The sequence below is a fragment of the Vibrio sonorensis genome (assembly GCF_001854765.1).
In the GTDB taxonomy this organism is placed as follows: domain Bacteria; phylum Pseudomonadota; class Gammaproteobacteria; order Enterobacterales; family Vibrionaceae; genus Vibrio; species Vibrio sonorensis.
Map to the genome: position 1 here is coordinate 245,735 of NZ_LJJE01000063.1, position 12,709 is coordinate 258,443.

The 12,709-nt window shown below is 43.3% G+C and carries 10 protein-coding genes; 5 read left to right on the forward strand and 5 right to left on the reverse strand.

Going from position 1 to position 12,709, the window contains the following annotated elements:
• Positions 1–4: 4 nt before the first annotated feature.
• From BLO31_RS11360 to BLO31_RS11375, 4 genes are all read right to left on the reverse strand, one after another.
• Complete coding sequence (locus tag BLO31_RS11360) at positions 5–841, reverse strand: HoxN/HupN/NixA family nickel/cobalt transporter (protein WP_070966191.1); 837 nt, start codon at positions 839–841, stop codon at positions 5–7.
• 10 nt (positions 842–851) lie between these two features.
• Positions 852–1,484 carry a DUF1007 family protein gene (locus BLO31_RS11365; protein WP_139158994.1) on the reverse strand — a complete coding sequence of 211 codons (633 nt, stop codon included), beginning with the start codon at positions 1,482–1,484 and terminating at the stop codon, positions 852–854.
• A gap of 162 nt (positions 1,485–1,646) precedes the next feature.
• Positions 1,647–3,206 (reverse strand): methyl-accepting chemotaxis protein, encoded by a 1,560-nt coding sequence (locus BLO31_RS11370; protein ID WP_070966195.1) that lies wholly within the window; start codon positions 3,204–3,206, stop codon positions 1,647–1,649.
• Positions 3,207–3,572: 366 nt separating this feature from the next.
• Positions 3,573–4,007 (reverse strand): DUF4174 domain-containing protein, encoded by a 435-nt coding sequence (locus BLO31_RS11375; RefSeq protein WP_084659781.1) that lies wholly within the window; start codon positions 4,005–4,007, stop codon positions 3,573–3,575.
• 100 nt (positions 4,008–4,107) lie between these two features.
• Between BLO31_RS11375 and BLO31_RS11380 the strand changes: the two genes are divergently transcribed.
• Positions 4,108–4,485 carry a nitrous oxide-stimulated promoter family protein gene (locus BLO31_RS11380; RefSeq protein WP_070966199.1) on the forward strand — a complete coding sequence of 126 codons (378 nt, stop codon included), beginning with the start codon at positions 4,108–4,110 and terminating at the stop codon, positions 4,483–4,485.
• Between the two features lie 49 nt (positions 4,486–4,534).
• Here the strand turns inward: BLO31_RS11380 and trxC are convergent, their stop codons facing one another.
• Entirely contained in the window at positions 4,535–4,969 is a 435-nt protein-coding gene (gene trxC / locus BLO31_RS11385; protein WP_070966668.1) for a thioredoxin TrxC, read from the reverse strand.
• Between the two features lie 151 nt (positions 4,970–5,120).
• On the opposite strand from trxC, the gene BLO31_RS11390 reads away from it, so the two are divergent.
• The 4 genes from BLO31_RS11390 (at position 5,121) to BLO31_RS11405 (ending at position 12,707) form a co-directional block, all read left to right on the forward strand.
• Positions 5,121–6,200: a ketoacyl-ACP synthase III gene (locus BLO31_RS11390; RefSeq protein ID WP_070966202.1), complete on the forward strand. Its 1,080-nt coding sequence runs from the start codon at positions 5,121–5,123 to the stop codon at positions 6,198–6,200.
• 150 nt (positions 6,201–6,350) lie between these two features.
• Positions 6,351–7,496, forward strand: coding sequence for an exonuclease SbcCD subunit D (locus tag BLO31_RS11395; RefSeq protein ID WP_070966206.1), 1,146 nt, complete (start codon positions 6,351–6,353; stop codon positions 7,494–7,496).
• The gene (locus tag BLO31_RS11400) at positions 7,493–10,549 is read left to right on the forward strand and encodes an SbcC/MukB-like Walker B domain-containing protein (RefSeq protein ID WP_084659783.1); all 3,057 of its coding nucleotides are present in this window, start codon (positions 7,493–7,495) and stop codon (positions 10,547–10,549) included. Before BLO31_RS11395 ends, BLO31_RS11400 begins: the two co-directional genes overlap by 4 nt.
• Positions 10,550–10,655: 106 nt before the next feature.
• Complete coding sequence (locus BLO31_RS11405; RefSeq protein WP_070966210.1) at positions 10,656–12,707, forward strand: ATP-binding response regulator; 2,052 nt, start codon at positions 10,656–10,658, stop codon at positions 12,705–12,707.
• Positions 12,708–12,709 lie beyond the last annotated feature (2 nt).

Sequence of the window (12,709 nt, forward strand, 5' to 3'; positions counted from 1 at the left end):
CCTTTTATCTGATAAAATTAGGCAGTCCGACAAATCGACTGATGGCGAAAAGAAAAGCGCCTGACACTGCCATTGAAAAAACGATAACGACCTGACCAATTTTACTCAGACGTTCTTGCTTGAAGTGTTTGAGCCAATGTCGCTTGATCCCGTTAGCGTTAAAAACAAACAGGGATATGGTAGTAATTGTCCCTGTTGCCATTGTGAAAGCGGCGAGGTAACCGAGTGGCGCAGAAGCAAACATAGTGGCTAAAAACATGGTTAGTAATGTACTGGTACAAGGCCTTAAACCAATTAAAAGTGTGCTGTATAGCGAATATCTATCTGCCTTAGAGACGTTTTTTTTACTTCTGTTGTTAAACAGGTTGAGAGCGTGTTTTATCGCCAACAACAGGATAAATAGGGCACAAGCTTTTGTTAGCCACTGAGTCATGATCGACATATTTTGTGGAAGCGACGGTGTTATCGCGGTAACGAGTAAAAAAAGTAGACACGCAGTTAATGCTTGCAAATAACTGATTGTTGATACTAGTACTAATATTTGCTTTGGCGATAATTGGTAGAGCAAACTAGTCGTGACTATTGCGGTTTTACCGTGGCCTGGAGCCAAAGCGTGCAAAGTCCCGTATAGATAGGCAAAACCCAAAAAGTAGAAAAGATGTTGATGCCAGTTGTTTTGGACGTTAATAAGCTGAGCACTTAAGTTATCTGCCGCTTCTCTTTGTAGTGAATTGAGTTGTATCCAATAGACTGGAAAATTCGAGTAGAGTTGATATCCAAGGAATGAGAAGAGAACAAACAGCCCCCCTCCAATAAGTAGTTTTACACCTGCTCTGTTCACTGGACTTATCCTAATTGCAATGTATTTCCGCAGACTGCGTAAACAGTTGCCCTAAGTCGTTATCGGGAGACTCATCAGGCCCAAGCGACAGCGCATATGTCACTTGCTCAGGAGTGGGGTTTGGTTCGATAACGTTTAACTGGCAGGTACCTGCATAGGCCAGTTGAACGTCTCCCGGGTTATCCCAACTCATATCGACGTAATAAGTCGGGTCGAAAATGAGTAAACGTATTCCCTGTTGGTTGATGTTGATGGGCTTGGCTATTAAGAGTTCGAAATGCATAGTCAACTTAGCACCATTAAGAGTTAACACTGCATCATCAACTCGCTTGTACTTAATAGGCTCTTGATTGAGGTAGAAATAGGTAAAGTAATGGCTACTCAGCATATTATTGATAACGGAGTGGGCAATGCGATCTAGTACCTCTTGTTGATTTGAGCTGGTCATGCCTTCTCCAGCTAACATATAGGCAGAGGTCATTGCGTCGAATTCCCACGTCATCGAAATAGAAGTGATCTTATCTTCAGAAGTATTGATTTGAGATTTAATCGAAATCCAAGAATGAGGGTGTGCCAGTATTGGCGATGAATGCAAAAGAATCGCAGTGGCAAATGCTAACAGTCGAAAAAAAGAAAGACTCAATGTGATTACGTATAGTTAAATAATTGATATGTTATAACATATCAATTAGTGCAACAAGTGGCGCTTTTAAAAAGGAGGGCTTGTTATTAACACTGCGTTGCAGTGAGTCTTCTAGATTGATTGACGGATATAAAAAAGGCCTTCATGAGAAGGCCCTAAAAATTATGCTACATCGCTTTTCTGGAACTGTTTCATCAACCTTTGCAACGCCTCGATACGCGTAACTAAGTCACTTGTTCGCTTGATAGAAGTATGCGAAACCGAAGAAGTATCATCAGCCAATTGCTTTATCTTGAAGATGCTCTGATTGACTTCATTAGTCACCGTTGCTTGCTCTTCGACAGCGGAGGCAATCTGGTGGCTGCTGTCGGTGACACTATCAAGCTTATCTGAGATATCTTTTAAGATGCCACCCGTTTCATCTGCGCGAACTCTGCATCGGTCTGATAGCTCAATGCCTTTTTCCATAGCCTCGACTGCACCATTCGCGGTTTGCTGAAGATGGCTAATCATTGCGTGAATTTCTCCGGCCGAAGATCCGGTTTTTGACGCCAAGTTGCGTACTTCGTCAGCAACCACCGCAAATCCGCGACCCGCTTCGCCAGCGCGCGCAGCTTCAATTGCGGCATTGAGGGCAAGTAAGTTGGTTTGCTCTGAAATGGCAGAAATCACTTCTAGAATACTGTCAATGCGTTGAGAATCTTCAGAAAGCTTATTAATGATGGCTTGTGACTGTGTTAACTCAACCGCTAGCGCATTCACTTCCGTAATAGTCGAGCGTATGCTTTCAAGTCCTTGAGTCGATGCGTCGTTTGCCTCATCGGTTAGCATTGAAGAGGCTGATGCAGCGGTTGCTACTTCACTGATCGAGTGAGTTAACTCTTCCACTGCCGTTGCGACTTGCTCGGTTTCATTACACTGTTGATCAAGACTTTGGCCAATAGATTGGATAGTGCCAAACTCATCTTCTGCCGAGATCAAAATTTTACCAGCCGTCTCCGTAGAGCGGCCTGTAATCGCTCGCAGCTCAGCCTTTTTCATCATTAGTGCGAGTTCAATTTGCGAATAGTCGTCAAATTTATCGGTATAAGGCTTTTCCATCAGAGGGTTGGAATAGGCCTCTTGCGCCAGCTTAGATACTTGGGCAAAGCGCCACCACTGGAAGAAGCTATTGCCTGCATTGAGCAAGCAAAACGCAGAAAACACAAAAGTGTACCAAGCAGGGGTTAGGATCGAAAACGCTAGAGAAGCAACGCAAATCAAACCGCTAAGGACCATGCCTAAAAGATTGAATTGATAACGAGGAGCCTTGGGCACCTTGCCCTTGTTGATTTGCTTGTACAGCTTTTCAGCTCTAGCCACTTGCTCAGGTGCTGGTTTAGAACGAACAGATTGGTATTCGACCGTTTCGCCTGTTTCGTCTTTGATAGGTGTTACAAACGCAGACACCCAATAGTGTTTTTCGCCTTTACATTGGTTTTTCACCAACCCCATCCAGCTTTTGCCTGCTTTTAGGTACTCCCACATTTGCGCAAATGCAGCTTTAGGCATATCTGAATGGCGAACGATATTATGGGCATTACCAATAAGTTCTTGCTGATCATACTCGGCGATATCGCAGAAATCATGATTGGCATAGGTAATGACGCTAGACGGATCGGTTGTCGAAATCAAATTAGCGTCTTGGTTATATTCCTTGTTGAGGGAATCCTTATCTCTCATTTGTCACTATCTCTATTCTGTCGCTTAAATGGGACGCTTCCAGTACAGACGGTTTCCTGCGATACACCCCAGAAGAACACCCTGTAATTACAATCAGATATGTTAATAGTCCTTTCAATAGAAGTGGTTTGACTTGAATCAATCTATCGATTTTGTCGCTAAATGGATCACAGAAATATGATACGGCGCACCTATTTTATGTAACAGTAATATATGTAACGTTACATTTCAGAGGGCATTTGATGTGATTCTTGTTCAATTAATACGGTATATAATTCTGAATTTTATAAACTAAAGTTATAAGAAGAGGTTAAAAATAAGGCTATTGAGTATGAGTTCCAGATAGACGACTGGCAAAGTAAACTGTTATACCGAACAGGGTGTTCCTCTCGTGTTTTTTTCTGATTTTCCCATTGGCATTTCATCGATAAGGCTACTGATTTTGTTCCAATCAGTACTTGGACCCCAACGCAGTTTTTCGTCGCCATCTTTGCCAATTAGAATCGTGGTATGGGATTTTTGATCAATACCGAACAGGTGATACATAGAGGGTAAATCGACGTGATCTTTCACCCATTTGGGTTCAGTGTGTCCTTCAGCGGTGATGACCAGAGTGACGACATCTCTATTTTTGATAATACATTCATTGATAAGCACATCTAACAGAAACTGTTTAACCACTTTGTCTTGTGTAGGGGCAAAAAGAATGACACTGCGGTGTCCATAGTTAGGCTGGAACATCGGATACGCAGAACAAGCGAAAGAGACCGTTAGAGCCATCAAAGTGATGATTCGAATCATGGTAGCCCCCGTTAAATAGCTTTTATACTTTATATACGGTGTTGGGCTGTTATCTAGATCATCAATAGATACAGATCCGGGGACAAAGAGGGTTTAAAAGATGTTGACTGGTTCGTTGCTAACAGAGTTCAAAACCATAGAGGCTATGATATTAATCTATTGCCGAGGACGCCATGGCTGTAAAGAACTGTGCAGTCAGTGCAAAACGCTACTCGAATACGCAGAGATGAGGCTCGATCGTTGCCCATACGGAGCCCATAAACCAGCGTGTAACCGCTGCCCAGTGCATTGCTATAAACCCGATCCCAAGCAGCAGATCCGAGAAGTGATGATTTATTCTGGACCACGAATGTTGTTAAAACACCCTTGGTTAGCTCTACGGCATCTCTATATGGAGCGGAACAAGAGTGTGGGCAAGCCAGTGGGCAACCATTCCAATAGAAGCCTAAGAAAGAAAAAAGAGGCTGCAAACATATAGTTGCAATACCTCTTATAATGAAATCAGTTTATTGAAATCCCGTCTATGGCTATTTACTCAGTGCTGACCTTAACCATTGCTCAAATTGGCTTTTTGGCAAAGCCCCGTTAATGACATCTAGGAGCTGGCCGTTTTTTAACACTTTAACGGTAGGAATACTGCGAATTTGATGCTCAGAAGCGAGTTGCTGTTCCACTTCGGTATTGATCTTCACAAACCTAACTTGGCCTTTGAAATTTGCAGCTACATCTTCAAATACGGGTGCAAAACCGACACATGGGTTACACCAAGGAGCCCAAAAGTCGATGACTATTGGTAGGTCGCTTTTCAATATTGCATGGTAGTTTAAACTGGTTCCTTCAATAGGCTTACCGTCAAGTAGAGGCTCTTGACACTTGCCACATGAAGGGGATTCACAAACTCGTTCCGTAGGAACGCGATTAACGCCACCGCAGTGCGGGCAGCGAGAATTGAATGTTGACATAGCTTTACTCACATTTCTGTCCCTAATACCTGTACTTGGTAGCACACGAGTCTTTGATACAGGTTAAGGGATTCTTTTCATTGGGATGACACCGAGTATAAGACCTAGTTATACTCAGTGGAAACAAATATTAAAACCGAAAGGGTACGCAATGAACTCTATTTATGCGGAAATTACGGGTTGGGGTAAATGTCTACCGCCAGCCACGCTCTCCAATAACGATTTAAGCACGTTTTTAGAAACCAATGACGAATGGATTAAAACCCGTACGGGAATTGAAAATCGCCGTATCAGTCATGCAGAGACGTCAGATATGGCGACGGTGGCGGCGAAGCACGCATTGGCTTGTGCTGGGCTGACACCAAGCGATATTGATTTGATAATCGTTGCAACCTGTTCTCCAGATTCTCTAATTCCGAATATCGCCTCAAAAGTTTCCCAGAACCTAGCTATTCAAGGGGCTGCGGCCTTCGACCTAAATGCAGCTTGTACGGGATTTGTTTACGGCCTAGAAACCGCGACTCGTTTAATTCAGTCTGGGAATTACCGTAATGCGTTAGTGATCGGTGCTGAGCGACTCTCTTTTTATATCGATTGGACTAAACGAGATACCGCAGTGTTGTTCGGCGATGGTGCTGGGGCCGTTGTGCTTTCGAAAACCGAAAATCAAGTAGGGCTACAACAAGCTCAGCTCGGTTGTGATTCCGAAGGTCGCGACATCTTGGCTGTTCCAAAGTTTGGTACATGTATGGATAGGTTTGCAGCAGATAATGGCTACTGGGATTTTAACTTCGTTGGTAAAGAGATATTCAAACGAGCGGTAAAAGGAATGGGAGCGGCAGCTCACCAAGTCTTGTCGCGCTCTAAACTTCAAACGAAAGACGTTGATGTGGTGATCCCTCATCAAGCTAATATTCGCATTATCCAAACCTTGTGTGATTTGGCGGGAATCGAACAAGAGAAAGCGTTTATCAACATTCAGAAATATGGCAATACTTCGGCGGCGACGGTGCCTATTGCGCTTTGTGAAGCATTAGAAGAAGGGGCGGTTAAGCCCGGAGACAATCTACTCCTAGCTGCATTTGGTGCTGGATTAACGTGGGGCGCGGGCCATATCAAGTGGGGTGACAGAGTCACGCCTTTGGGGGCTTCTGATGCCAAACTGCCTGACAATAACAAAAGTGCGCTAGAACTTTTGAATAATGCGATAGAAAAATGTAAAGCTAGATAACCTAATTAGGTAACGAGGACTGCAACATGCAGTCCTTTTTTAATCAATCTCAATATTTGACGCCTCTTTTAGCTTTGAGGTACTTAGCGTTTCACCCGCCTAATCATTTCTTGCTAGAATCGAACCTTAACTGAACTAAAACAAACTATTATGAAGTTTCTACACACCTCAGATTGGCACTTAGGCCGTCATTTCCACAATATCTCACTGTTGGACGATCAAAAAGCAGTATTGGAGCAAATATCTGCCTATATAGAGTCCAATCCAGTTGATGCGCTTGTGATTGCTGGCGATATCTACGATCGTACGGTTCCGCCTAGCGCGGCCGTTGATGTTATGTCAGATTTTGTTGAAAAGGTGTGTGGTGAGTTAAATACTCCAATAGTGCTCATTCCGGGAAATCACGATGGAGCCGCTCGCCTTGGTTTTGCGGCGCAGCAACTGAAATCATCTGGGCTGCATATCATTCACGAATTGGACCAGATGACCAATCCAGTACTATTTGAAAAAGACGGACAGACGTTGGCGTTTTACGGGTTGCCGTATACCGACCCAGAAAGGGTAAGGCATCAGTTTCAAGTACCAGTAAAAGATCACAATCAAGCTTATGAATTTTTGACACAAGAGATTGCTTCAAAGTTAAAGTCTGGTCATGTTAACGTATTGATTTCTCACTGTTTTGTTGATGGTGCGTCAGGGTCTGATTCAGAAAGACCTCTTGCTATTGGCGGTTCAGAACGGGTAGACCATCAACACTTTGCCCCTTTTGATTATGTCGCTTTAGGGCACTTGCACCAGCCGCAATTTAAAGGAAAGCAAACCATTCGATATTCTGGGTCAATTATGAAATACAGCTTTTCAGAGCAATTTCATAACAAGGGTATGACTTTGGTAAACGTCGATGACGATGGGGAAGTGCACACAGAGCAGATATCACTAACAGCACCACACGACATGCGTGTCGTTGAAGGGTGCATGGCTGACATATTGCAAAGTGGTCAAATTGATCCAAATTCGCATGACTATATTCAAGTTCGTTTGATGGATACACATGCCATTTTAGATCCGATGGAAAAGTTGCGGAGTGTGTATCCAAACGTTTTACACCTCGAAAAACCCGGGATGCTTGTCAACTTAGATCAACCGCTTGCCAAAGCGAGATTGGCAAGGGGGGAGCTAGAAATGTTTGCTGATTTCTTTTTAGAGGTACAGCAGCACCCCTTGAGTGACGACCAGCAAGATGCGATGAAACAACTATTGAGACAAATGCAAAAAGGCGAGGAAAACGACAAGTGAAACCGATAAATCTCACGTTAGAAGCGTTTGGACCTTTTGCACAGCGTCAAATCGTCGATTTTGAAAAACTGGGCCATGCAGCTCTGTTTTTGATTAATGGGCCAACGGGTTCGGGGAAAAGTTCGATTTTAGATGCCATTTGTTTCGCTTTGTATGGTGAAACTACTGGCAGCGAACGCACCGGTGACCAGATGCGATGTGACTTAGCTCCAGAGACGTCTGTGTGTGAAGTGTGTTTCAGCTTCTCTTTGGCGAAAGATCGCTATTTGGTACAAAGAAGTCCTGATCAATTTGTCCCCAAAAAACGTGGTGAAGGCCTAACCAAAAAGACCCACTCTGCGGTGCTTTACAAATTGGACGCCAATGGTGATAAGGGCGAGTTGATTGCAGAAAAACCCTCGCAAGTGACAAAAGAAATCGCCGCCCGAATTGGCTTAGACGTAAAACAGTTTAGGCAAGTAACCGTGTTGCCTCAGGGCAAGTTTCGAGAACTGCTTACCGCAAGTTCAAAAGAACGTGAACAGATTTTTGGAAGGCTTTTTCAAACGGAGCATTATCAGCAAATTGAGCGGCTTCTATTTGAACAAGCCGCAGGAATAAGAAAGAGAAAAGAAGAGTTTGATAGTCAATTAAAAGGTGCGCTGGACGTAGCATCTGTTGAAGATGAACAGGCGCTACAAGAAAAATTACAAGCGCTAGAGCCTTTGAAAAAGGAGAAAAGCGCCCATCTTGAGTTGTCATCTAAAGCACTAGAAAACGCAAGAACGGACGTCAAAAATGCAGCGTCGCTAAATGAGAAGTTTGAACAAGCAGAAAAGGTGAAAACAGAACTCGACGCACTTGAAACGAAAAGTGGTTGGTTTGAAGAGCAAGTGGTGAGACGCAAGCTGGCAATGGAAGCGTCAAAACTTAGTGAAGTTTATAACCAGAAAACCACTTTAGCGAGTCAAAGAGTTGAAAGTGAGCAATCTCTAGAGGTCACGAAAGCCAGCGAGCGACAAATTAAAGTTGAGCTGGCCCAAGCTATGACGCAGTGGGAGCAAGCCCACGATGCAGCAAAATCGGTGAATGATTTAAAAGAGAGGGTATTTCTTCTTACCGATATACAGGCCAAGTTTAAAAAGCTGTCGATAAATCAAGCCAAGGATTTGCAGCTGAAAAATAGAGTGGCTGAACTTTGTCGAGAGAAAGAACAAAAAGATCAGCTAAGTGCAAAATTGCAAAAACAGCATGAGGCAGTCGAACAGCAGCTCCTACAAGGCAAAGAGCAGCGTGCGCAGTTGCCACTGCTTAAAGAGCAGTTAAACAAAGAAGCTCGTTTGCAACAAACAGCGAAAGAGCTCGCCAACACTTTATCGGCCCAACGGCACTATCAAGAAGTGTATGACCACGCCTTTAAATACCATGCGTCGTCAGAGCAACAAGCACTAAAAGCAAAGCAATACGCTGACAGTCAGGAGATGGACTGGCACTTGTCGCAAGCGGCTATATTAGCAATGACGTTGGAAGACCAAAAAGCATGTCCAGTGTGCGGTAGTCTCGATCATCCATCACCGGCATTAATGACTGAAAAGACGGTAACTAAAGAGCAAGTAGAGATCGCCAGAGGTCGTCAAAATGAAATGGATGCGTTGGTGAAATCTGCTTCGGATGCTCTTGTGGTGGCGAAAACAGATTTGGCCAAAGTTGAGCAGGCGGTGATTGGCTGGCGTGCGCAGTTGGGGGAGCAAGCCGATAAGAGTCAGTGCTATTTTGATGAAAAAGTGGAATCACTAGGTAAAAGCATTTCCGAGCTAGAGCGCATAAACATCGACTCGCTTGAAAGCCAACTGATTGAGATGCAAACGCAGTCAAAAGATTTAGCTCGCGATATAGAACAGTTGTCGGAGCAACTTAAGCAAGTTCAACTAGAAGAGTCGGCCAGTAACGCTGCAATGCTACAGCTTAAATCATCAATCCCAAGTGAATTCCAAAGCGAACAGCAGGTGTTTGATGCGCTGAACCAAGTTAAAAAGCAAGTTGAAGCGTTAGTATCAGAAGAGTTGCGTTTAAATAGTTTAGTGTCGGAAAAGAAGCAAAAGTTAGCGCAAGTACAAGGCAAAGTTGCGGCTCAGGAAGGGGAATTAGCCAAATTAGTACAACTATATGATCAAAAACTTTCAGCTTGGATATCGGAATTAGAACAGAGTTCGTTTGAGAGTGAAGATATTTATCTCGCGTCATCAATGTCGATTACGGAGCTGGAAAAACTTGATAAGCGTTTAGAAGACCATCAACATTCTAAAGTGACATTGAATGCAAAAATGAAGGTTTTAAATGAGGAGCTCAGCGGCGTGGCTAAACCGGACTCGGTAGCTCTTGAAAAAGTGGAGAAAGAGTCGCAAATTTCCCATACACAGGCGTTAGAAGCCTATACACTAGTACAAACCACCGTAGAGAACTTGCTAAAAGTTAGCGAGCGAATTAAGGCGATTAAAGAACAAAACGCGGCGCTTGAGGCAGAATACCAAGTCTTTGGTACGTTAAGCGACGTGGCAAACGGGAAGACAGGCGCTAAGGTTAGCCTTCATCGCTTTGTACTCGGAGTCCTTCTCGACGACGTACTTATTCAGTCTTCGCAGAGATTACTGCAAATGAGTAAAGGACGATATCTGCTGATGCGGAAAAATGAACGTTCAAAAGGCAATGCGGGTTCGGGACTAGACTTATTGGTTGAAGATAGTTATTCGGGTAAACAGAGAGATGTGGCTACACTTTCGGGTGGTGAATCATTTATGGCAGCCCTCGCACTCGCGTTAGGGCTTTCCGATGTCGTACAGTCGTATAGTGGTGGAGTGAGACTAGAAACACTGTTTATCGATGAGGGTTTTGGTAGCCTAGATCCGGAATCTCTCGATTTGGCGGTTAAGACATTAGTTGATCTGCAACAGGGTGGACGAACCATTGGCGTGATATCACATGTAAGTGAATTAAAAGAACAAATGTCATTACGCTTGATGTTCAACCGTCAAGAAATGGAAGTCATGTGTCAGTTTACGCGGGTTAAACCCTAAAAGGGACGTTATTCTTTTTACGTTGCTGCTTGGGGTATAGCTCGGTTCTGTGCTAAGAATTAAAGAGAAAAAATAAACACTCTTTTAAGGGTGAGTTGGTTGCGCGATGGTTAAAGAGGCGGTACGTAAAATCTACGAATACGCTGAACCCAATCTGACCTTAGTTGGTTGGATGGGGTTCATCGGATTCCCTGTCTATTATTACACTTGGGTATATCTGTTTCCTCAGCCATATGAAAGCCTAACGCTACGTATTCTCGGCTCGATAATGTTTGGTGTAATTGCTTTTAGAAAGCAATTACCGAATCACATACAAAAGCACTTTGCCTATTATTACTTAGTGACCATAGGTGCTTGTTTGCCGTTTTTCTTCTCATTTATGATGTTTAAAAATGGGTGGAATACGGTGTGGGCCATGTCTTTTATGGCCTCAATCTTCCTACATATTCTGTTAGTTCATACCTCAAGCATTATGTTATCGCAGGCCGCGATATGTATCGCGCTGGCCTATTTTTCCGTCTATGGGTTAGATTCACAACAGGCATCACAAGAAGTCGTGTGGCCCTATATTCCGATTTTTATCTTTACTTACGTGTTCGGAAACCTGTTCTTCTTTAGAAATCAGGTAGAACACGAAACTAAAGTGTCGATCGCCAAATATTTTGGAGCTGGTATTGCCCATGAGATGCGCAATCCTCTCGGCGCACTAAAAGCCTCTTTAGAGGTGCTTAATTCGGTGTTACCAAATCCAAAACTGGAAAAAAGCCAAAGTTATCGCATTACCGCTGATGAAGTGGCACTGGCACGAGAAGTACTTACCGATGCCCAAGAGGTGATCCGAACGGGTAATGAAACCATCGACCTGTTGCTCACATCGATTGACCAGAATCGAGTTTCTACCAGTACGTTTGTTAAGCACTCCGTCGCCGAAGTAACGCAACAGGCGATCGACAGTTTTTCGTATAAAAAAGCCAGTGATAGGAGAGTCGTTAAAGTCGACCTTGAACAGGACTTTCAGTTCTTAGGCAGTGACACCTTGCTAAAGTACGCTTTGTATAACCTGTTAAAAAATGCCTTCTACTATCAGAATAATGACCGGTTTGAGATCGAGATTAAACTGAGAAAAGGGGACACCTATAACGAGCTTACTTTTATAGATAACGGTGTTGGCATCGATCCCGATACGATGGAGAACATCTTTAAAGACTTTTATACATCAGGAAAAACAAATAGTTACGGACTTGGTCTGCCATTTTGTAAAAAAGTGATGAAAGCGGTTCGAGGGGATATTACTTGCCGTTCTATCGTTGGAGAGTGGACGCTCTTTACTTTGACGTTTCCGAGCTACGAGTCGAAAGATGTCGACCAATTAAAGCTGCAACTGATCAAAGACAAATCAATCTTATACATAGGTGAAGAAGGACAGTTGTCTAAAATGTTGAGTGAGTCAGCATTTTATCAAGGGTTTAGTTTGACCTTTGCCAGCGTGGATTCTGCGTGCTGCCGTCAGGAGTACGAGTTTGAGTACAACGTTATACTTATCGATCTTGATGTGTTTAATGAAAAACCGAACCAACGAAGCCAATTGGAGAACCTGCTCCATTTCACTGAAGCAAAAATTGTCTATTTATATAATCGTTCACATCGTTACCACAACAACTATGATCGTCACTTGAGCTTTGAGGCCTTAGAAAAACACTCGTTACTGTTGGATAGTAAGAAAGTGGTTAATGAGTTGTTCTTTAACGCGGACACTTCAAATCGAAACGTGATACCCACTATTGAAAAAGTAACGGGAAAGACGATTTTGATAGCCGATGATAACCATTCTCTTAGAAACTACACATCAATACTGCTTGAGCAACAGGGATTTGAAGTGATTCAGGTTCAAGATGGAGAAGAAGCACTGGAGAAAATCGCTGGTGAAAACATTGACCTAATATTAATGGATATTGAAATGCCAAAAATTGATGGCTTACAAGCGACCAACGAAATTCGTACTTCAAATCAAGTTTATGCCAATATTCCTATTTTAGGTCACACCGGTGATTCAACCCCACCTGCTATAGAAAAAATACAGCAAGCGGGGATGAATGACTATATTATAAAACCTGCGCCAACAGACCATCTTTTAGATAAAATATCTAATTGGATTTAAGA